We start from the raw sequence: 18,551 nt of genomic DNA, 5'->3' as shown, positions 1-18,551 counted from the left end.
GCAGCATTGACGCCATCATGACGCAAAGAACATAACAGCTGGGTGGGTCAAGTCTCGGTGACAATGCCGGGTCAGTTCTCAGCGACAATCAACACTTCTCGATCATTCCCTTCGTCGAGAGCGCCGGCCAGGAGCGGTCTGACAACACCGGCCTCGCTTTGGTGGGCTGACGCGCGACGACTTCCACCGAACGGGCGTCCCGGGCAACCTGGGCGCCTTTCACCCGTGCAGGCCTGATCCTCCTCCGAAACCAGGCCTGACGGGGCGGTGCCGGTCCTGTCTCCGACCGGCCCGCGCCTCCTGTCCCCGAAAGGCAGGTCCCGTGAGGGGAGCCGCGGCAGCGCGGCTCCCCTCTTCTCGTTTCACCCCATCAGAAGGACGACAGCCATGTTCAATCTCTCCCATCCCAAACTGGTCACGCTCGCTGAGACCGAAGGTTACGCCGAGGTCGCGGACTTCCTGGAGGACTATGCGCTCGACAGCATCGTGCCCGCGATCTGCATGGCGCCCAATTGCGATCACACCGCTGATCTCGAACCGGATCAGCGCGCCGGCTTCTGCGAGGCCTGCGGTCGTCCCACCATGAAATCCGGCCTCGTCATCGCTGGCTTGATTTGAGCGGCAAGGATGAGGGGCTTCCCATGACACATAATCAATACACGACGCCCGGCACGCGGCTTACCTGGTCCGACGTCGGCGAATGGGTCGATGCGGCCCACCGGATCGGCAGGCGCCGGCCCGGTGCGGCGCGCAACCGGGCCTTTGCCGCCCATGCGGCGGCATTGCCCCGCGACCTCACCAACCGCGAGACGCATATGCCATCGCTGGAGGCGGCGATTCACCTCCTAAAACACGGACATCCCAGTCTCGCCCGGCCGCAGAGAGGCCATCGGGCGGATCACCCGACCACGCCGGTCATCATGGATCTGATGAACCGTCTCGCCGTCCTGAAACGCCGGGATGAGATACCCGCCGGGAACAACTGGACCGCCATGTTCGGAGGTTCCGATGCGCATTCCGGCTGACATCACCGACCTGATCGAGCGCGGCGCCCTTGTGGCGATCAACCATTCCGGCGGCAAGGACAGTCAGGCCATGTCGATCAGGCTGGTTGAGGCTGGCATCCCGCGCGACCAGCTGCTCATCGTCCATGCCACCCTCGGCGACGTGGAATGGCCGGGAACGATCAGCCATATCCGGAAGACCACGTTCGGGCTGCCGCCGGTGATCGCACGACCGCGCCGGTCGTTCTTCGAGATGGTCCGGGCACGGGGCATGTTCCCCTCCCCGCGATACCGCCAATGCACCTCCGACCAGAAGCGCGGCCCGATCGAGCGGGAGTTGCGTCGCTATCTCGCGGCCAATCCCCGCTTCGCCGGACGCATCGTCAGTGCGATGGGCATGCGCGCCGAGGAAAGCGCCGCGCGTTGGAGCCGTCACGTCGTCAGGCTGAACAACCGCAACAGCGTGGCGGGTCGAACCTGGATCGACTGGCTGCCAATTCATGAGCTATCCCGGCGCGAGGTGTTCGACGCCATCGCCGCGGCGGGGCAGGAGCCACATTGGGCCTATGGCCGCGGCATGACGCGGCTGTCCTGCAGCTTCTGCATCATGTCCTCGCTGGCCGATCTGCGATGCGCGGCGCGGCTGCGACCGGACCTACTTTCCGCCTACATGGCTCTCGAAGACGAGATCGGCCACACCCTGCGTCCCGACGGGACGAACCTCCGCGAAACCCTCAACCGATTGGATGCCGCATGACCGTGCATGACCCCCAAGAAATCGTCGAACGTCCGGGGTCCGGCTTCTCCGAGGCCGAGATCGCCACCATCGACGCCGCGCGGGACATCCTGCGCAGGCATGCCCGGTCCACCGCCGCCTTGCAGTCCTGGACCATGCTGACCGACTACCTGGCGCTCAACGCCGTTCGCGAGCGCGTCGAAGTGTTTCGGGTGCTGCTGTTGGACCGGAAGAACAAGCTGATCCGCGACAGGGTCATGACCCGCGGCAGCATCGATCACGTTCCGGTCTATGTCAGCGAGGTGCTCCGCTCGGCTCTCGTTCTTGATGCCTCAGCCATCATCATGTGCCACAACCATCCGTCCGGCGATCCGCATCCGAGCCAGGCCGACATCGATCTCACCCGGAAGATCGTTGAAGCCTGCAAGGTGATGGAGATTGTCATCCACGATCACATCATCGTCGGTTTCGGACGGGAGAAGAACGCGTTCAGCATGCGGGCGGCCGGGATGATGGGTGACTAGAAATCCGGGAACATGTGCCGGGTGGACGCCAGCCTCATCCAGTTCCGTCCACCAAAGGCAACAAGTGTGAGGTAGATGATACCCGCCTCGACACCCGGCCTGAAGACGATGGTCAGACGATGGCCGGACCCGCCATGTCGCACGAGCCAGCCTTCGAGCTTTCCTTCAAGCCGCACGCCAGATGTCGGGTTGTCTGCAATGGATCGCAGCAAGGCATCGACCTCATCCAGGCGCCGAAGAGCTGCTCCCGAGTCGCCCTGGGTGACTTCGATGATGTGATCGACGATGCCGATGAGATCCCGCTCGAAGAACGGATGCCGGACGAACTGCATCAGGCCTTGCGGGTCATTGCGGTCAGATGCGCCCGCGCGCCAGCGGTGACGTCGGAGGCGTCGCCGACCGGTTCCCATTGGTCGAGCGGCAGAGCCAGACGCCGTTCAAGTTCTGCTTCTAGCACCGCCCGTTCGCGCTCACGTTCTGCCTTGGCCTTCGCCAGTTCCCCCGAAACCGCCGCGCTCACATTGGGATATTCTCCGGCTTCGACCAGCTCCCTGGCGAACGCGTAGGCGGTATCGGTAAAGCTGACGGATTGCTTTTGAACGCTCATGGCGGACTCCTTGGTGCTCCAATAGAGTACTGAAATCCGCGGCATCTGGCAAGCCGGTCAGCCCCGACCGAGGGAACCGACCCATGCCTGACGGCCTCCCCTGCTCGGCTGCGCGTGTCGCAGGGGAGATATCGGCCGTCGGCCGATCGCGCATTCGGCCATGCGGCCTCACCGCGGCGTTGCACCCAGGCCCCCGGTTTGCCCGTCTCGCGAGCACGTCGCTCCCCGGCCACTCCGCCGGATTGCACTCTGGTCTGTTTCGGCCAGAGGCCAAAACGATCCCGCCGCTCCATCCGTCTCCCGCGTCCGGTCGCGCCGTTTGCCTGCTCGCGTCGGGCAAACCTGCCGTCAAAACACACACACATGAGCGTGGAAGCATATCCTCCGGATGGCCCCCGAATCAGCCCGCCTCAAGGATCGCAAAACTTTTCGGCGAGGCCGGCGGGTGTGGAGAAGGCAGTCCAGTGCTCGATGACGCGCCTGTGGTGAGCGATGCGCCCGGAAAACTTTTGCGCCCGGCGCGCCGGCGGCTTCGCCGTCCCTGACCCGGACAGATTCGGTGAACCAGACGTACGGCCATGCCACCACACTCACGTGGTGGTTCCCCGAACATCTGGAGACACCAACATGACATACGAGAACGCGAATGCCTACGAGACCATCGAACTTTTCGGCCTGACGGAGAAAGACGCGGAGCTGCCCATCCCCGAGGATCACGTCCTGACCGATAGCATCGTCCGCGAGACTTTCGAGGCCCTGCTTGGCCAGCTGCGCGGCACCGGTCTCGAGACCGAGATCGAACCGCTCGCGCACGGGCTCGCCACGATTCTGCAGCGCCGCAAGATCGCTCTGGGCAAGGAGCTTGACCGCACCGCTGACAAGATCGGCGCCCTGGCAAAATCCCATGACGGGTCGGAGATCGCCGAGACCGCGCTCGAAGAGGCGCAGGCCCGCTTCCTGCAGGTCCGCGAGATCGTCGGGGCCATCGAGGTGATGAGCGAGGCGGCGGCGGAATGCTACGAGGTCGAGACCGGCCACGCCTTCATCCCGGCCGCGGGATCGCGCGCCAGTGCTCGCGCTCAGGAGACCGGAGCGGTCTTCGAGGCCCGGCAGCTGCTGGAACAGCACGATCGCGAGACAGCCGCGAAGTCGAAGGTCGAGGGGGTTCCCCTGATCGTCTCGGGGGCGACCGACTGGACCGATATCGACGTCATCTTCACGACACTCGACAAGGTTCGCGAGCGCATCCGGCAGAACCGCAACCAGGAGATCTTCCTCTGCCACAAGGGTGGCAAGCACGGGGCCGAGATGATCGCCGCCCGGTGGGCTCGGGCGCGTGGCGTCGCGCAGGCGCGCTTCGATCCGCGCTGGTCCGCGCATGGGCGGGCAGCACCCTTCAAATGCAACGACGAGATGCTGGACGACAAGTTCGCCGCGACCGGGGTCGTGCTCTTCGGCGGCAACGGGGTCGCACTGAACCTCGGGCAGAAGGCGGAAGCCAAAGGCCTGACGGTGATGCGGGTCGCCGATCCGGCGAAGAAGACGGCAGACGCGTGAATGAGAGAGGGTCGCCTTTGGGCGGCCCTTTCGTCGTTTTCATCTGCCTGCCCGTAAACTGGCGGTCTCCTCCGCACAGTAAGCCAAGTCGCGGTGGAGGTATCGGCCTGAGGCCGATCGCGCATTCGGCCATGCGGCCTCACCACGGCGCAGCACCCGGCGTCCCGGTTTGCCCGTCTCGCGAGCACGTCGCGCCCCGGCCGCTCCACCGGATTACGCTCCGGTCTGTTTTGCGGGGCAAAACGATCCCGCCGCTCCATTCGTGTCCCGCGTCCGGGCAGCACCCTTTGCCTGCTCGCGTCGGGCAAACCTGTCGTTAATCACACACACATGAGTGCGGAAGCATATCCTCCGGATGGCCCCCGAACCCGTCCGCGTCAAGGATCGCAAAACTTTTCGGCTAGGGGGGCCGGGGAGGAGAGGGCGGTCCAGTGTTCGATGACGCCCCCGTGGTGGGCGATGCGCCCGGAAAACTTTTGCGCCCGGCACGCCGGCGGCTGCGCCGTCCCTGACCCGGACAGTTTCGGCAACCAGGCATTCGGCCATGCCACCACACTCACGTGGTGGTCCACGAACATCTGGAGATGAGATCATGACCGACGAGAACAAGACCGAGGACGACCTTTGCCGACACTGCGACCGCACAGGCACGTCGCAGCGCGGAACTTCCACCGGGAAAGACCATCACGATATTGGCGGCCATGTCGTCCCCTGCGTCGCCTGCGGGAAAGACGCGTTGCGGACCGATTGGGAGACTATCGATGGCGGGAGCGTCAATTTCCACTGGCGGGAGGCCTGTGCGCATTGTTCGCACCTCAGCGAGTCTCTCTTCGCCTGAACAGTACCTTTCATCGGGCGGCCCCGTCGCCCGGTGATCCCTCTCTCTAACCCTTCCACGCTCTCGACGACTGCGACACCATCCATAAGTGCAGCCCCGCCCGGCTAAGGCCGGGCGGGGCTGCTGCGCTCCTCAACTGTCTGTGGCCCCTCAGTCAGACGCAAATAACATGAAGGTCGGTGGTGATCGATCGTCGGTCATGCCGGGCCCCTGCCGGCGGTTGCACCGCCGTCACCGCGCTCGCAGGTTCCGGCCGTGCCGGCCTCCACCCGGAACACGAGGCCCCTGGACGTGCTGAGTGGCATACCCCGGCGGCGGTCTCCTGACGGAGCCAGCCGGCGGGGTTGCCCTCATGCGCGCCAGAAACCCCGCGATCCGCCCGTCCGGGTGCAGATCGCTGGGGCGGGCGCAGCGCATCGACCGCGCCGCCCGATGACGGCGACCCGTCCGGGCCGACAACTCTGCTGCCAGACCTGCGGCTGTATCACCGCCCCGGATCGCCACACAGGCGACGGGGAAGCCGAGCTTGAGGCAGACGATCGCGGTCGTGCCGATCGGGCGCACGCGAACCATCGCGCCGACGCGTTGGAAGCGGGGGCGGACCTGGTCACGTCTGACATAACTCGACAGGACCGATGGCGGCTGAGGAGCGGGGTGCACATTTGGGTCTCCCCTCTTTGCTCATAGATGTGGATCGCACGGGGTCGGGCGGTCCGTGCCCTCCGCTCACGCTCCGGCAAACACAAATACGGTTTCCACGCGCGGGGCGCGCGGACCCTCCGCATTTGTGTTTGCGGACCTCCCTTGCCCCCCGTGCCGGGTGATCCCCATCGCAAAAAGGAGAGACCCAAATGACCAACCACTACGTCGCCACCGTTCCCGTCAAGTTCACCGACAACGAAGGTCAGGAGCGCACCCGCTTCCAACGCGTCGGCGCGATGTTCCGCAACACTCGCAACGGGGACGGCTCGGAGTTCTTCAGCCTCAAACTCGACTTCCCCGTCGCGGTCCAGGAGCTGGTGATGTTCCCGCCGAGCGCGAAGGAACCGCAGGAATAGTCCGCCTCAAAGATGGGCCGCCCTAGGGGCGGCCCTTTCCCTGTTTCAGGGAAGGCTGCGCTGTACCCGGGAACCCCTGCCTTCGGCCGGCGTCCCCGGGAAGGCGTCAGGACCGCAAGCGGTCCTGACGGGGGATATCAGAGATCGCCTGGAACAGGTCTGCCGGCCAGCCTCAAGGGGGCCATCCGGAATAACAGTCGGGCTACGCCCGCCGGTTTTTCCGGCAGAGATTTGGGCCGAGCCAAATCTGGCCGCCCTTGACCCTGTCCGTCAGCCCCGTCGGTGGAGGGATGCGCCGCCCCTCGCTTCCGTCCGAACACGGGTCCGTGTTCGGCCAGACCCTCGGGCGCGGGCATGACAACGGGCGGCCGAGGTGCGGTTGGAGATGGTCGGGTTTTCTGGGCCCTTCGGGCCGGGCCTCGCACCTGCGGTGCTCGGCTCGAAGCGGAATTCAAGGTCGCCTGGGGGCAATCTGCAATAATATTGTATTGACCGGTAAATATAGTTTCGTATGATGAAGGCGACCTTGAATGAAGGTGGCAGGAAATAGGGGGGCTTTCTTCGTATGAGCCGGACCAAGAGACTGACACAGACGGAGCGGGCGGAGATTATCCGTGAGGCCGCAGCAGGTGTGGGGACTTCCGCGCTCGCGGAGCGGTTCGGGGTCACGCCGCGGGCCATCCAGTACACGTTGAAGGCGGACGAAGAACGCCAGAAGGATGCGGCCGTGGCGACGGCCGCGGTGACGGTGAAGCTGACACCAGAAGAGCTTGCTGCGCTGGATGAGGTGCTGTCCGCGGCGGGGATCGAGACCCGCACGGAGGGGGTCCGGCGGCTGATCCAGGCGGCGGGGGGAACGTTCGTTCCGGACGCGAATCTGGCGGCTGAGATGGCGCGCTACCGGGCCTCCTTGCACGAGGTCGGCAACGGCGTCGTGCAGGTCGCCAAGCAGATGATGAAAGCCAGCCGGGAGGGGCAGGGGGAAGGCTCCGCGCCGAACGCAGAGTTGTCCGAACTGCGCCTCGTGCAGATGCGTGCGCTGGCGCGGTTCATCCTCGATTCCGCTGACGAGATCGACCTGCTTTTGCGCCGTCGTCGGGATGGGATGCGGCTCTCCGCCACTGCCGCTCTGAGGGAGTTCGCCCATGCGGCTGAATGATGCCGTCCATGACGTCACCGGAGAGATCTTCCGGGATGGCTGGAGCCGGATACGGGGCTCGATGCAAGGGCTGCAGGCGTCCCGGCAGAGGCAGCTCGTGCGCGCCGCTGCGGGGCATCGTGCGGCGGTCTTCAAGGCGATCCGGGGCGGGGGCACGCATTCCAAATCCCAGCTCATGAACCAGCTTGATTACCTCACCACCAAGTCCTCGCATATCGTGGACAGCAGCGGGTTCCTGGATGGGAAGACGAGGCTTGAGGGATCGGAGATCAAGGACCTGACGGAGCGGTTCGCCAAGCGCTGGAGTGCGGGGTTCAAGCCCAAGCTCGGACAGACGACGCATATGCTGATGTCCTATCCGATCGGCACCCGGGGCGAGGACGTGCGCGACATCACCGCCAATGTCGCCGAGCGGTTCTTTCAGTCCGAAGAGGGACATTTCGACTACATCATCGCGGTGCATGAGGATCGCGATCACCCCCACGCACATATAGTTTTGAATCGCCGGTCGCAGGAGGGTGAGTTCTTCTTCCTGGGTCGCGATCACCGGTTCAACTACGACGATTTCCGCCTCGCCATGGTGGAAGAGGCCGAGCGGTTCGGCGTGCGTCTGGAGGCCACGCGGCGGCTCGATCGGGGTGTCGTGCACTACCCGCCGCGCACCCGCGAGGTCTATGCGGCCAAGGTTGAGGGGCGGGCCGCGGAGCCACGGCCACGGGTCGGGGCCGATCTTGATCGCGCCCTCGAAGAGATCGCAAACACCCGGATCATCTATCACTCGCTTGCCGCTGAGGCCTCTGCGGACAACCGCGAGGACATCGCCGATGCCCTGTTCCGCTCGGGAGAGCTTCTGGCCAAGGGCGGCAAGCTGACTTTGGAAGGAGGCGTCTACATGGCAGAGGAGCAATCGTTCGAGGATCTGAGGACCCGTTATGCCGATCAGGTCGCGCGCGTCCAGGGCATGATCGATGCGAAGCCGGAGGCCGAACGGCCGCGGCTCGAGCGCAGCCTCAACGAGATCCAGTCGCGGCTCGCGCATATGCAGCCGCTAGGGCTCAGATCCGTGACATTGACCGAAAAGCCCTCGGAGGGCGGGGTCTATTCCGAGACCAATATCGATGCGGCCCGGCTCGACCGGTTGCGAGACCCCGAGGTGCGGGCGCAGGTCGACACCGCGCTGCGCGGGACCGGGATCAGTTCGTCCGTGGTGGTCGCCCGGATGGAAACCGGCGCGCAGAACGCCGCGCTCGAGCGGCAATGGATCGCTGACGATCTGGCGCGGGTGGCCGAGAGGGACGGTCTCAACCTCGAGCGCCGCGCGGATCTGGAGACGGCGCGCGAGACCCTCAACCGGGCCCATGTCCAGCTCGGCGTCGCGCTGGAGCGGGCAGGGGTCTTGCGTGAGGACGGTGTCGTGGAAGATCGCACCGTGACGGAGAGGGTCCATTATCATCGGGACGCCACTGAGGACATGGAGCGCGCCATCCGCCAGGACATGCGTTCGGAAGGTCTGACCGAAGACCAGATCGAGGCGCGGGAGTGGGAGATCGTCTCCCGCGCGGAGCGGCGTATCGAAGAAGAGCAACGCAGCTACCTCGATGCGCATCCCGAACTGCTCGCGCGCCCGGGCGACGTGATCGACCGGTCCGAGCCCTACCGGGAGCGCATCACCGACGAGGCCCGGGCCCGCGAGATCACCCGCGAAGTCGACCGGATCATGGAAGGTCGCGACGCGCGGACCCCCGTTGCGGATGCCGTCACGGACGAGTTCCGCGCGCGCTATCCCGATATGCCGTCGCATCTCGCCCGCGGGCTTGGCGCGACCTATGCTTCCGTCACCGATCTGCGCGACACCGAGGCCCTCAACCAGGTCCGCCGCGACAACGAGTTGCGGGAGGTGGCGCTCGACCTGCGCGACGGGCGGCTTTCGGACGCGCGCGAGGGGGACGCTGTCGAGGGGGCACCGATCGCCGATCCGGACATCCGGCGGGTCGTCGACCATGAACGGGCCGGCAATCTGCAGTCGCCGTTCCAGGACGACGGTCAGCGACTGACCTACCGCGACGCCGTCGAGCGCGAGCTCGACGCGGCGCAGATCGACCGGCTGCGGGACGGGGATGTCGACGTGCTGAAGACCCAGATCGAAGACCGTCTCGATCGGCTCTACGCCGCGAAGACCTACCTGCAGTCGGACGCGGCCACCGCCAACAGCGAGGCGACCCGCGCCGTGGTCGAGGAGATCGCCGACCGCGAGTTCGAGCTCCACCGCGCCGATCTTGTCGATGGCGAGACCGAGCGCGGGGAGACGCACTGATGGGAGGGGTAGGGAAGGGCCGCCTCGCCCTCGGCGTCGCGCTGGTCACACTGGTCGCTATCGCGATCGGCTATGTCATCGCCTCGGCCGTGATCAGTTTCCGGGACCTGGGTTTCCGGGCCGAGATCGACTTCTTCTATATCGTGCAGAACTACCGCGCCATCGGGGCCGCCCGTCCCGACGACTTCCGCCTGATCAACCTGATCATGGGCGGGGCCGGGGTGGCGGGCCTCATGATGAGCCTTGCGATGTCGGGCTCGGCGCTCACCCGGTTCGGCTATACCCATTGGCAGACCCGCCGCGAGATGAAGCGGAACGGCTTCTTCGGCGCGCCGGGCACGGGCTTTGTGATCGGCAAGCTTGGAAAGCCAAGCTCGCGTGCGCCGTTCCTGTGTTCCAAGACCTTTCCCCATGCGTTGATCGTAGCGCCGACCGGGCGCGGCAAGACCACCGGCTTCGTCATTCCGAACCTCCTGACCTGGCAGGGCTCAGCGGTGGTGCTCGACGTAAAGGGAGAATGCTTCGAGGCCTCGGCCCGCCACCGGGCGGCGCAGGGTGACGAAGTGTTCCGCTTCGCGCCCACGGATTGGGAGGACAGGCGGACGCATCGCTACAACCCACTTCTGCGCATCTATGAGCTCAAAGACCCGGCCCGCCAGCAGATGGAGTTGCAGCTCCTGGCCACACTCTTCCTGCAGAACGACAACGACCGTGTTCAGGGGCTTCTCAAAGGGGGGATCGATCTCTTCGTCGCGGCCGGGCTACTCGCGTTCCAACGCCGCAGGCCGACGCTCGGCGAGATATACCGCATCGCCGCCTCGGGCGGGCAGAAGCAGAAGGAATATCTCGCGCGCGCCCATGAGGTCCAAAACGCCGCGGCGCGGCTGATCTTCACACGGCTGGCGTCCACCAACAACGATACGCTGACATCCTATGTCTCGCTCCTGATGACCTCGGGCCTCGATCAATGGCAGAACCCGGCGATCGACGATGCGACGGCGACCTCGGACTTCGACTTCCGGACGATCCGCAAGAAACCCTTCAGCGTCTACCTCGTCGTCCAGCCCCTCATGGTGAAACCCCTCGCACCTCTGATCCGGCTCTTCTTCTCGGACCTGCTGTCGGCGCTTCAGGACAAGGAACCGGGTCCGGACGAGCCCTGGCCGGTTATGATCATGCTCGACGAGTTCAACCGGCTCGGAAAGATGCCGATCGTGGCCGAGAGCATCGAGGTGCTGCGCGCCTATCGCGGGCATCTCGCGGTGGTGACCCAGACCATCCCGGCCATCGACGAGATCTACGGCGAGAACACGCGGCGCGCCTTGCAGGGCAACGCCGGGATCAAGCTCTACCTGACGCCCTCCGACGAGAAGACCGTCGAGGAGCTGAGCAAGGCGGTCGGCAAGACCACGAAAACCGTCGTCACGCGGTCCCGCGCGGTCGGGAAGAACCCGTTCGAGGGCCGCAGCCAATCGGAGCGGACGGAGGAGGTGTCGCTCCTGCCCGAGGATGAGGCGCGGCGCCTGCCGCTCGACGAGATCGTCGTCGTCGTGGACGCCCAGATGCCGGTCCGGGCCAAGCGCGTGGTGTATTTCGAGGACCCATTCTTCAAGGGCATCCATGCCGCCCAGGAGGGGGAGCTACCCTTCCCGACGGGGCCGGTCCCTCCGATGGGGGAATTGCCCCTGAGCGTCAGGGCGATGCCCACGGCGCCGCGGGGGTCAGGTCTCACGGAACGTGATTTCGAGGCCAGGATGGGGCTAACAGAAGGCGGAGGGATTGCACCCCTTGAGTCCGGTCCGGCTCAAGCGCCTCGGCGCGGCCGCGCCGCTGTTCTTGCGGATGATCAGCGGCAGATGGAGATGGAGTTCGGGCGGCAGGCAGATCTGGAGGTGGAGGCTGCGTCCGAAAACGACGTCGCCCGAGTTCAGGACGCCGTGAGTGATCTCGAGCGGTTGGAGGCGGAGATGTCCGGTTCGGAAGCAAACGTCAGCGAGACGGGCGAGAAATTCGGGCTTGGCTGAGCCGCCATGCGGGCGACACGAAAGAATGTCGCGATGGTGTCTTGTGGCCACGGCCTTGAGCCGACCATTGTCACGGGTGAAGAAAGCCAGGGTCGTCGCGCTCTGGTCGAGGGGCTCGCTCAATCGTCGCAGGGTCGATCTCACGCATCGTCAACTGGGCGTTCACCCTGCGGGCCGCGGGGCCCGCACGAAACCACTTCGCGGCGGAAGCCAGGTTAAAGCGCGGACGACGCTGCCCCTTTGCCGGGTTTGCGGCCTCCATCAGAACCTCGATCATTTCATCGATGCGGTAGAGGCCACCCGCAACGGGGAGGGGCATCTTGCGCTGCTGGAGCGCCTGTCGCTTTATCTCGAGCTTCTCGGCGACATCCGCGAGAGACACCAGGTCGGGACGGACCTCGCGCAGGACTGTGCCTTGCGGCAGCGCCTTGATCAGAGCCCGCGCCGCTTCAAGGATCGCGCTCTCGGCCTCATCCCCTTCAAGTTCCAGTTCTACACCCAGAAGACCGGCGTGACCGGTGCCCACGAGCGCATCTTCAAAACCCGCCTCGAAGATCGCGTCAGAGAGCGAAAACGCATCGTGCTCTCCGTCGGGGAGTGCAAAGACCAGTTCGAATTCGAATTCTTCAGCCATTGGCATTACCTTCGTCGTTCTTCTGAAGCTTCACGCAGGCCAGGGCCTTCTGTCGGATCTTTTTCGCGAACTGCTGTGGATTCTTCGGGGTCGACCAGACAGACATCTGACAAAACTCGCCACAGCGGCAATCCTTATCGTTGGCCGGGCATCGGAGGATCCCCCACGCGTGCCCCTTGCCCTCAATAAGGTCCCATCCCAGCTCTTCGAGCTCCTGGATGACGGCCTCGATTTCCTTTGACGTGTGCTTCTTCCTTGGCACCCTAGATACCCCACTTTCTTAAATTGTCAAGTGACAAGTTAATAGCTCAGCAAAACGTCGCTGCAATTTACTGTCCGCTACCGGCAATTTCCCATAGGAAGCTTGCCGTCAAATGCTTTGATGTGAGAACGGGATACAGGACGGACGTCCCAGACAGAAACACCGGCGCGGATGCCGTTGCGTCTGATCCTGTAGCAGTGTGCCGTCCCCAGACGCGGCACGATGCCACCAACGCAAAACCATTCATGCTGTCTGTCATGATCCCAGCAGGCAGCAAAGGTTTGACCTGCGAACAGCCTGTTCCGGCTAGTCGTGCCACCTCCGGTCAACTCTACCGTCGGCCCAGCCTGTTCAGCCGTGCCAGTTGCGCAAGCATGCGGGCACCGGTGCTAGATGAGTCGCCTGAAGGTGCAGCCGGCGCACCACCCGCGGCATTAGGGCGGGTCGGGAGCGCCTGTACGCCGAGAAACTGCCTGGCCCGAAGCGCGGCATATTCGGCGCCTGTCGCGCCTCCGATGGCGTATCGGTTATAGACTTGCTGACTTCCTGCCAAGCCTCGGGCGAAGGCGTAGCTTCCGCCAAAGCCCGCCGAAAGCGCCGGCATCATGATGTTTCCGGAGACCGACCGGACGATGAAGGGCGTGGCGATGATGAACCCCTTGGCCATGAGGACCATCATGAAGAAGGGCAGGAGGGCGCCGATGTTCGAAGCCCCCTCCGGATCACCAAGTTCGGCGAGCAATGCGCGCGAGACCCCGGTGATGGTCGCGAAAACGCCGGCGATGACGATGGGGTAGATCGCGAAGGAAATCAGCGCCGAGAGCCATCGCGCGAAATAGTCCTTGGTCACCTCGAAGAGGGTCAGGAAGATCATCACCGGCGCGATCCCGATCAACAGCGTGATCATGAGCCTGGAGGCGACGACAATGAAGGCCGCCAGCCCTCCGAGGATCGAGAGCAGGAGAACGCCGAGCGTGTCGAGAAGCGCGCCGGCCATCCAGTTCAACTCGGAGCCTGCTGCGTTCAGGTAATCCCCAAGCGCCGCGATGAGCTGATCGAACTCCTCGGCGAAGGTTCCAGACGGACCTGGCATCCCGCCGCCGACCGACGCGACCAGCGATCCGGCGATGCTGTCTATCCCGTTCAGGATCGCGGATGCGAGTGCGTTGAACTGGACCCAGTTGGTCGCGAATATGCCAATCAGGCCGATCTTCACGGCGAGCCAGAAGGCGGTCCGGCCGTCCATGGAACGGTATTGGTAGATCATGTTGAGACAGACGAGGATGACCACGAGCGTCGTCCCGAGGACCAGCATCGTTCCGACCGTGGCGGCCACGGCCCCGAACTGGGTTTCCGCCGCTGAGTCCAGATAGCCTTCGGCCGTTTCCACGAAATACGCGACGACGCTCATGACCCGCTACCAGTTGCCGGCCGCGTCGCAGATCGGCATGGCCTGCTTTCGGAGATCGTTCGCCCGTCGGCGATAGTCTGACGTCGCCTCGACCACGCTCCAATAGTCAGTTGAGGAATAGAGATCAAAATAGACCGCCTCAGTTGCCTCCCAAGGCGGATACCGGGTGGCGCAGGTGCAGCTCTGCGCGTCGACGATGCGTTCCATGCTCTGAAACCGGTAGATTTGCTGGACCAGGAGCCGCTTGTAGGCGTCGCGCGCCTCTGTGTTTCGCATCCACTCCGGCTCGGGCGGCTGATCGGGGCAGACATCGGGTTGATTGTCGAGCGTCGGGACTAGGTCGCGCTCGGCCGATGCGATACTGCCCGAAAAAAGAAGGAATGAGCAGACGAGAATGGTGACGCGTGTCATGTCGCAGTCTCCGTCAGCCGGTCCGCGACCTCACGCTTGAGGAACGCGGTATAGCCGTAATCGCCCGCCTCGGCCGAGATCACCTCCCAGCCTTCGGCGCCCCGTTCGTTCAGGGCGCGCCGCATCTCTTCATAGTCCTTCTGCTTCTTCACCTTGCAGAACAGGATGTCGTACTCAAACTGCTTCATGCATTGTGCCTTTCCTGCAATTCGGTTCCAGGGAGATAGAATTCGGTGATGCCGCGTTCGCCGTCCTCGCGGCCGGCCTGGATAATCACGTCGATCGAGCTCTCGATGTATTGGATCATGTCCTGGTAGGTCATTGGGATCTCGGTCTTGAGCGCTGCGATGGCCAGCCGCTGGACGGCGAGTTGTGGGGTCTCGGCGTGGAGTGTTGTCATCGAGCCGCCATGGCCGGTGTTGATCGCCTCGAGGAAGGTCATGGCCTCTTTGCCGCGCACCTCGCCGAGGATGATGCGGTCGGGCCGCATGCGCAGCGTCGCGGTCAGGAGCACGTCGGCGGACTGGAACTCCGCGTCGCGGTTGGCGATGAGCGTTACGGCATTGGGCTGGGCGGGCAGCAGTTCCGCCGCCTCTTCGATGGTGACGATACGTTCCTCGTCGGGAACGTAGGAGAGGATCTTGCGCGCCGCGACGGTCTTGCCGGTCGAGGTGCCGCCGGAGACGATCATGTTGAGCTTGTTTTCGACGCAGAAGCGGATGGCCGCGTAGATGTCACCGGAGGCGACGACCTCGCGCAGCGCGCGGTTCTTCTCCTGGCGCAGTTCCTCGAGCTTGCGTTCTTCGCCGTAGAGGAAGCTGAGTTCGATCCGGTCGAGCGGCAGGTTGGAGAAGAATCGCAGCGAGATCGACATGCCCGCGAGGACGGCGGGCGGGGTCACGACCTGGGCACGGATCGGTCGGCCCCGATAGGTGATAGAGACCGAGACGATGGGCTTGTCCTTGCTCATCGTCGTATTGGCCGACGACGCGATCTGGTTGCCGAGATCGCGCAGCTCGGTGACGCTCAGGCGCTGGTCCAGCGCGCGCATGAAGTGATCCCCTTGGAACTCACCCCAGCAAGAGCCGTCGGGGTTGATGCATATCTCGATGACGTCGTCGCGACCGGCGTCCGCGAGCTTGTCGAGTGAGGTCTGCAGATAGGAGAGCGTCATCTCAGAAAATCTCCAGATCCCGGTCGACCATGACGGTGACGCGTGCGCCTTGGTCGACGTAGATGACGGGCCCGATGGCGAGATATTCGCCGATCACGGAATCGGTGGCGTCCGCCAGGTCATCGCCCACATCTTCAAGTACGTCTGCGGTGGTCTCATCCTCGACCTGGGCGGCGGCCACACTCGGGGCGGCCGAAATGATGGAAATCAGCGCGGCGGAGCCGAACCGCTCGTCAAAGCGGGTATCAACAAAACCGGTGACACCCGAACGGCCCAACGCGTCTCCCCCGAAGGAGCTGATCTGGACGGTCTGGTTGTTTGGTAGAATGATCCGGTCCCAGGCGATGGTGACGCGCTTCTGGGCTATCTCGATGCCGGAGCGGTAGCGTCCAATAAGGCGCGAGCCGCGCGGGATCAGGAGCCGTGAGCCGTCATAGCTGAAGACGTCTTCGGAGATGATGGCACGGGTCTGTCCGGGGAGCGAGCTGTCGAGTGCGGTCTCCATCACGGCCTGGATCATCGTGCCCTGAATGACCGTGTTCGAGGGATTTGCGATGACTTCGGCTTGTGTGATGGCGCTCGGCAACGCGCCGTTCAGCACGAAGTCTGTCACCTCGCCGAAGGTGCGTTCGGTGAGTTCTGTCTCGCCCGCATTGGCGCCGCCCGTTCCGCCGAAGGCGATAACGGGGGAGGAAATCCGCCGTTCCTGGAAGGCACGCTCCTCCTCGGCCCGGCGTTGCAGCTCGGCCAGCCGCCGCGCCTCTTCCTCACGTCGCATCCGCTCATCTTCGCGGGCGCGCAACTCTTCGTCGGTGGGTCCGAGCGGGGCGGGTGCCGGCTTGTTGGCCTCCAGCCGCGCGAGGTCCAGGTCCATACGCAGCTGTTGCAGCTCCCGATCTCGTGCGGCGAGTTCGGTCTGGAATTGTTCCTGAGCATTCTCGGAGGCGTCCTGTAGGGCTGCGATCCGTGCGGTCAGGGCATCGATCGCCTCCGCTGCCGCGCTGTCCGCCCCGGCGTCGGTGTCCGGCGCGTCGCGCAGTTCCTCGATCTGGGCCTGGAGTGCGGCGATCTGCGCCAGAAGTTCGGCGTTGGGTTCTGGTTCGACGAGAACGATCTCGGGTTCCGGGGCGGGCGGCGGCACGAAGGGTTCGATCTCTCCGAACCCGTCACCCTCGGTTTGGAACTCGTCCGGGGTGGCCGTCGGCAGGGCGACCTCTTCCCCCGGGCCCGAAAACAGCAAGAGGACCAAGCCGCCCGCCAGGATGAGCCCTGCGAGGAGGAGGGCGAGGAGCGGTAAGCGGTGTTTCGGGGCGGGTCCGTGGCGCGGGTTGCCCCGTTCGAGCGCAGCAAGACGCTGTTCGAGATCCGGGTTGTTGTCACTCATGAGGCGGCCTCCGCGGGCGGCGTCGCCTCGATACACACCACGTCCTCGCCCAGACGCAGCACCCATTGGCGCCCCACGCCCGAGACACGGATCACACCGTCTTCGACCGCGCCTGTGTTCACCGTGCGCTCGCGCCCGTTCGTGTAACGGAAGATCGCCGGGACGGGTGCGTTCCGTGGGAAGGCGAAATAGGTGAAGGTGCCGTCGTCCCAGACCCGGGTCGGCGTGAACTCCGTCCGTGCGCTGGCCCCGTAATTGGTGTTTGGCGCGGCGCGTGCGATGGCGTCGGCCGAGCGGCGATTGTCTTGCGGGTAGCGGAATTGCACGACATAGAAGGTTGGGCTCGAGACCTCGTTCACGTTGAAATAGTAACTCCGTCTGTTGGTGTAGACGGTCACGTTGGTATGGACGCCGCGGGCGACAGGTTTGATCGCAAAGGCGCGACCACCTGGGACGCCGTCGATCTCAAATCCTTCCGTGTCGCCGGCGATGATTGAGCGGATGCTCTCGCCTGTCCCGAACTCGATGGTCGTGACATGGGTCAGGGAAACGTTCAGCCTGTAGACCTGGCCTTCCTGGTAGGACGCGACCCGCACGCGGTGGTCGTTGGGTCCCCCGCGCGGGATCGCCTCGGCTGACGCGTGGGGCGTAAACAGCGAGACCATCAAAAAGGCCGCGACGAACGCCCGGGCGTGTGCGGTGTGTTTCGCATTGTTATTGCCCTGCCGCTTCTGACGTATGTGGGACGCTGGCAAGGCGTTCTCTGAATTCTTTTTGGTGAAACGCACTTACTGGTTCTCCAATCTGTCCGAACGGATCGCGTATTCGACGACCGTGAAGCCAAACGGGTTAGTCCAGACCTGGTCGATGGAGCGGCTCTCTTCCGGGCGGAACTCGAAGAGGAGCGTCGCGGTGAAGAGGCCCGCCTGAACCCCCTGAATCGACGTCAGGCGCTTGCGAAGCCGCACCGTGGCCCGGTTGTTGCCGATCAGGTTGATGCTGAGAATCTCCACGTCGAGGCGGGCGTTGGGTCCATAGACGGTCGGGGGATAGTCGGCATTGGCCGAATTCCAGATCTGGCGCAGTGAGGCCCCTGCGGCACGGTCCGAACGGCGCAACACGCTGCGGATACGCACGTCATTGTCGAGCTGGTTGTAAACCTCGCGGTCGGTCACGTAGCGGAAGACCTCCGCCTCGATAATGGCGCGGTTCTCGGTGACGGTGGTGGCCCCGACGGTGGCTTCGGGGAGGGCGAAGCCGGTGGCGGGATCGTAAGGTACCACTACAGGGGGCGGATCGACATCGAGGATGGACACGGCGGCCGCGCTGAGGCAGCCCAGGATGCCAAAGCCGAGGCCGAAAAGTCCCAGGCGCTGCCAGAGCCGTTCCCGTCTCAGCGCGCCGTAGACCAGTTCCTCCTCGATGATGGCGGTTTCTTCGTCCAACAATCAGTC

Annotated in this window: 21 protein-coding genes; 10 read left to right on the top strand and 11 right to left on the bottom strand. The window is 64.5% G+C overall.

The window, feature by feature from the left end; genetic code table 11:
* Nucleotides 1-387 precede the first annotated feature (387 nt).
* Genes NANH_RS0124875 through NANH_RS0124860 form a run of 4 tightly spaced genes read left to right on the top strand, consistent with a single transcriptional unit; the run spans nucleotide 388 to nucleotide 2,264 of the window.
* Entirely contained in the window at nucleotides 388-618 is a 231-nt protein-coding gene (locus NANH_RS0124875) for a hypothetical protein (protein WP_027264463.1), read from the top strand.
* Between the two features lie 23 nt (nucleotides 619-641).
* On the top strand, nucleotides 642-1,025 hold the full coding sequence (locus tag NANH_RS0124870) for a hypothetical protein (protein ID WP_027264462.1): 384 nt from the start codon (nucleotides 642-644) through the stop codon (nucleotides 1,023-1,025).
* The gene (locus tag NANH_RS27270) at nucleotides 1,009-1,761 is read left to right on the top strand and encodes a phosphoadenosine phosphosulfate reductase domain-containing protein (protein ID WP_036051621.1); all 753 of its coding nucleotides are present in this window, start codon (nucleotides 1,009-1,011) and stop codon (nucleotides 1,759-1,761) included. Before NANH_RS0124870 ends, NANH_RS27270 begins: the two co-directional genes overlap by 17 nt.
* Complete coding sequence (locus NANH_RS0124860) at nucleotides 1,758-2,264, top strand: JAB domain-containing protein (protein WP_071974364.1); 507 nt, start codon at nucleotides 1,758-1,760, stop codon at nucleotides 2,262-2,264. The genes NANH_RS27270 and NANH_RS0124860 overlap by 4 nt, the downstream gene beginning before the upstream one ends.
* Here NANH_RS0124860 and NANH_RS0124855 read toward each other — a convergent pair.
* On the bottom strand, nucleotides 2,261-2,596 hold the full coding sequence (locus NANH_RS0124855; RefSeq protein WP_027264460.1) for a type II toxin-antitoxin system RelE/ParE family toxin: 336 nt from the start codon (nucleotides 2,594-2,596) through the stop codon (nucleotides 2,261-2,263). The two genes, NANH_RS0124860 and NANH_RS0124855, sit on opposite strands and share 4 nt — an antisense overlap.
* Entirely contained in the window at nucleotides 2,596-2,871 is a 276-nt protein-coding gene (locus tag NANH_RS0124850) for a hypothetical protein (protein WP_027264459.1), read from the bottom strand. Before NANH_RS0124850 ends, NANH_RS0124855 begins: the two co-directional genes overlap by 1 nt.
* A 627-nt stretch (nucleotides 2,872-3,498) precedes the next feature.
* On the opposite strand from NANH_RS0124850, the gene NANH_RS0124845 reads away from it, so the two are divergent.
* From NANH_RS0124845 to NANH_RS0124820, 6 genes are all read left to right on the top strand, one after another.
* Nucleotides 3,499-4,428 (top strand): DUF2493 domain-containing protein, encoded by a 930-nt coding sequence (locus NANH_RS0124845; protein WP_027264458.1) that lies wholly within the window; start codon nucleotides 3,499-3,501, stop codon nucleotides 4,426-4,428.
* 592 nt (nucleotides 4,429-5,020) lie between these two features.
* Nucleotides 5,021-5,266, top strand: coding sequence for a hypothetical protein (locus NANH_RS0124840; RefSeq protein WP_027264457.1), 246 nt, complete (start codon nucleotides 5,021-5,023; stop codon nucleotides 5,264-5,266).
* A gap of 851 nt (nucleotides 5,267-6,117) precedes the next feature.
* On the top strand, nucleotides 6,118-6,324 hold the full coding sequence (locus NANH_RS0124835) for a hypothetical protein (RefSeq protein ID WP_027264456.1): 207 nt from the start codon (nucleotides 6,118-6,120) through the stop codon (nucleotides 6,322-6,324).
* A gap of 565 nt (nucleotides 6,325-6,889) precedes the next feature.
* Nucleotides 6,890-7,483, top strand: coding sequence for a helix-turn-helix domain-containing protein (locus tag NANH_RS0124830; RefSeq protein WP_027264455.1), 594 nt, complete (start codon nucleotides 6,890-6,892; stop codon nucleotides 7,481-7,483).
* The gene (locus tag NANH_RS0124825) at nucleotides 7,470-9,797 is read left to right on the top strand and encodes a relaxase/mobilization nuclease domain-containing protein (protein WP_027264454.1); all 2,328 of its coding nucleotides are present in this window, start codon (nucleotides 7,470-7,472) and stop codon (nucleotides 9,795-9,797) included. The genes NANH_RS0124830 and NANH_RS0124825 overlap by 14 nt, the downstream gene beginning before the upstream one ends.
* Complete coding sequence (locus NANH_RS0124820) at nucleotides 9,797-11,821, top strand: type IV secretory system conjugative DNA transfer family protein (RefSeq protein WP_027264453.1); 2,025 nt, start codon at nucleotides 9,797-9,799, stop codon at nucleotides 11,819-11,821. The genes NANH_RS0124825 and NANH_RS0124820 overlap by 1 nt, the downstream gene beginning before the upstream one ends.
* A gap of 70 nt (nucleotides 11,822-11,891) precedes the next feature.
* Here NANH_RS0124820 and NANH_RS27665 read toward each other — a convergent pair whose 3' ends face one another.
* The 9 genes from NANH_RS27665 to NANH_RS0124775 all read right to left on the bottom strand — a co-directional run bounded on the left by NANH_RS27665 (nucleotide 11,892) and on the right by NANH_RS0124775 (nucleotide 18,542).
* Nucleotides 11,892-12,455 carry a hypothetical protein gene (locus NANH_RS27665; RefSeq protein ID WP_017467933.1) on the bottom strand — a complete coding sequence of 188 codons (564 nt, stop codon included), beginning with the start codon at nucleotides 12,453-12,455 and terminating at the stop codon, nucleotides 11,892-11,894.
* The gene (locus NANH_RS27260; protein WP_036051617.1) at nucleotides 12,448-12,717 is read right to left on the bottom strand and encodes a hypothetical protein; all 270 of its coding nucleotides are present in this window, start codon (nucleotides 12,715-12,717) and stop codon (nucleotides 12,448-12,450) included. Before NANH_RS27260 ends, NANH_RS27665 begins: the two co-directional genes overlap by 8 nt.
* A gap of 331 nt (nucleotides 12,718-13,048) precedes the next feature.
* On the bottom strand, nucleotides 13,049-14,128 hold the full coding sequence (locus NANH_RS0124805) for a type IV secretion system protein (RefSeq protein WP_027264452.1): 1,080 nt from the start codon (nucleotides 14,126-14,128) through the stop codon (nucleotides 13,049-13,051).
* Nucleotides 14,129-14,134: 6 nt separating this feature from the next.
* The gene (locus NANH_RS0124800) at nucleotides 14,135-14,539 is read right to left on the bottom strand and encodes a hypothetical protein (protein WP_027264451.1); all 405 of its coding nucleotides are present in this window, start codon (nucleotides 14,537-14,539) and stop codon (nucleotides 14,135-14,137) included.
* Entirely contained in the window at nucleotides 14,536-14,727 is a 192-nt protein-coding gene (locus tag NANH_RS0124795) for a hypothetical protein (RefSeq protein ID WP_027264450.1), read from the bottom strand. Before NANH_RS0124795 ends, NANH_RS0124800 begins: the two co-directional genes overlap by 4 nt.
* Complete coding sequence (locus NANH_RS0124790; protein ID WP_027264449.1) at nucleotides 14,724-15,713, bottom strand: ATPase, T2SS/T4P/T4SS family; 990 nt, start codon at nucleotides 15,711-15,713, stop codon at nucleotides 14,724-14,726. The genes NANH_RS0124795 and NANH_RS0124790 overlap by 4 nt, the downstream gene beginning before the upstream one ends.
* Nucleotide 15,714: 1 nt before the next feature.
* A complete protein-coding gene (locus NANH_RS0124785; RefSeq protein ID WP_027264448.1) occupies nucleotides 15,715-17,097 on the bottom strand; it encodes a TrbI/VirB10 family protein in 1,383 nt (460 codons plus the stop codon).
* Complete coding sequence (locus NANH_RS0124780) at nucleotides 17,094-17,762, bottom strand: TrbG/VirB9 family P-type conjugative transfer protein (protein WP_036051669.1); 669 nt, start codon at nucleotides 17,760-17,762, stop codon at nucleotides 17,094-17,096. The genes NANH_RS0124785 and NANH_RS0124780 overlap by 4 nt, the downstream gene beginning before the upstream one ends.
* A gap of 123 nt (nucleotides 17,763-17,885) precedes the next feature.
* The gene (locus tag NANH_RS0124775) at nucleotides 17,886-18,542 is read right to left on the bottom strand and encodes a virB8 family protein (RefSeq protein ID WP_088626511.1); all 657 of its coding nucleotides are present in this window, start codon (nucleotides 18,540-18,542) and stop codon (nucleotides 17,886-17,888) included.
* Between the last annotated feature and the right edge of the window lie 9 nt (nucleotides 18,543-18,551).

It is taken from the genome of Sedimentitalea nanhaiensis DSM 24252 (assembly GCF_000473225.1).
In the GTDB taxonomy this organism is placed as follows: Bacteria; Pseudomonadota; Alphaproteobacteria; order Rhodobacterales; family Rhodobacteraceae; genus Sedimentitalea; species Sedimentitalea nanhaiensis.
Note: the sequence above shows the minus strand (reverse complement) of the source record. Positions and strands in the feature narration are given on the sequence as shown.

Bases quoted from the DNA above. Each gene is read 5' to 3' on its own strand.
- NANH_RS0124875 (WP_027264463.1), top strand. From the start codon at position 388: ATGTTCAATCTCTCCCATCCCAAACTGGTCACGCTCGCTGAGACCGAA.
- NANH_RS0124870 (WP_027264462.1), top strand. From the start codon at position 642: ATGACACATAATCAATACACGACGCCCGGCACGCGGCTTACCTGGTCC.
- NANH_RS27270 (WP_036051621.1), top strand. From the start codon at position 1,009: ATGCGCATTCCGGCTGACATCACCGACCTGATCGAGCGCGGCGCCCTT.
- NANH_RS0124860 (WP_071974364.1), top strand. From the start codon at position 1,758: ATGACCGTGCATGACCCCCAAGAAATCGTCGAACGTCCGGGGTCCGGC.
- NANH_RS0124855 (WP_027264460.1), bottom strand. From the start codon at position 2,596: ATGCAGTTCGTCCGGCATCCGTTCTTCGAGCGGGATCTCATCGGCATC.
- NANH_RS0124850 (WP_027264459.1), bottom strand. From the start codon at position 2,871: ATGAGCGTTCAAAAGCAATCCGTCAGCTTTACCGATACCGCCTACGCG.
- NANH_RS0124845 (WP_027264458.1), top strand. From the start codon at position 3,499: ATGACATACGAGAACGCGAATGCCTACGAGACCATCGAACTTTTCGGC.
- NANH_RS0124840 (WP_027264457.1), top strand. From the start codon at position 5,021: ATGACCGACGAGAACAAGACCGAGGACGACCTTTGCCGACACTGCGAC.
- NANH_RS0124835 (WP_027264456.1), top strand. From the start codon at position 6,118: ATGACCAACCACTACGTCGCCACCGTTCCCGTCAAGTTCACCGACAAC.
- NANH_RS0124830 (WP_027264455.1), top strand. From the start codon at position 6,890: ATGAGCCGGACCAAGAGACTGACACAGACGGAGCGGGCGGAGATTATC.
- NANH_RS0124825 (WP_027264454.1), top strand. From the start codon at position 7,470: ATGCGGCTGAATGATGCCGTCCATGACGTCACCGGAGAGATCTTCCGG.
- NANH_RS0124820 (WP_027264453.1), top strand. From the start codon at position 9,797: ATGGGAGGGGTAGGGAAGGGCCGCCTCGCCCTCGGCGTCGCGCTGGTC.
- NANH_RS27665 (WP_017467933.1), bottom strand. From the start codon at position 12,455: ATGGCTGAAGAATTCGAATTCGAACTGGTCTTTGCACTCCCCGACGGA.
- NANH_RS0124805 (WP_027264452.1), bottom strand. From the start codon at position 14,128: ATGAGCGTCGTCGCGTATTTCGTGGAAACGGCCGAAGGCTATCTGGAC.
- NANH_RS0124800 (WP_027264451.1), bottom strand. From the start codon at position 14,539: ATGACACGCGTCACCATTCTCGTCTGCTCATTCCTTCTTTTTTCGGGC.
- NANH_RS0124795 (WP_027264450.1), bottom strand. From the start codon at position 14,727: ATGAAGCAGTTTGAGTACGACATCCTGTTCTGCAAGGTGAAGAAGCAG.
- NANH_RS0124790 (WP_027264449.1), bottom strand. From the start codon at position 15,713: ATGACGCTCTCCTATCTGCAGACCTCACTCGACAAGCTCGCGGACGCC.
- NANH_RS0124785 (WP_027264448.1), bottom strand. From the start codon at position 17,097: ATGAGTGACAACAACCCGGATCTCGAACAGCGTCTTGCTGCGCTCGAA.
- NANH_RS0124780 (WP_036051669.1), bottom strand. From the start codon at position 17,762: ATGGTCTCGCTGTTTACGCCCCACGCGTCAGCCGAGGCGATCCCGCGC.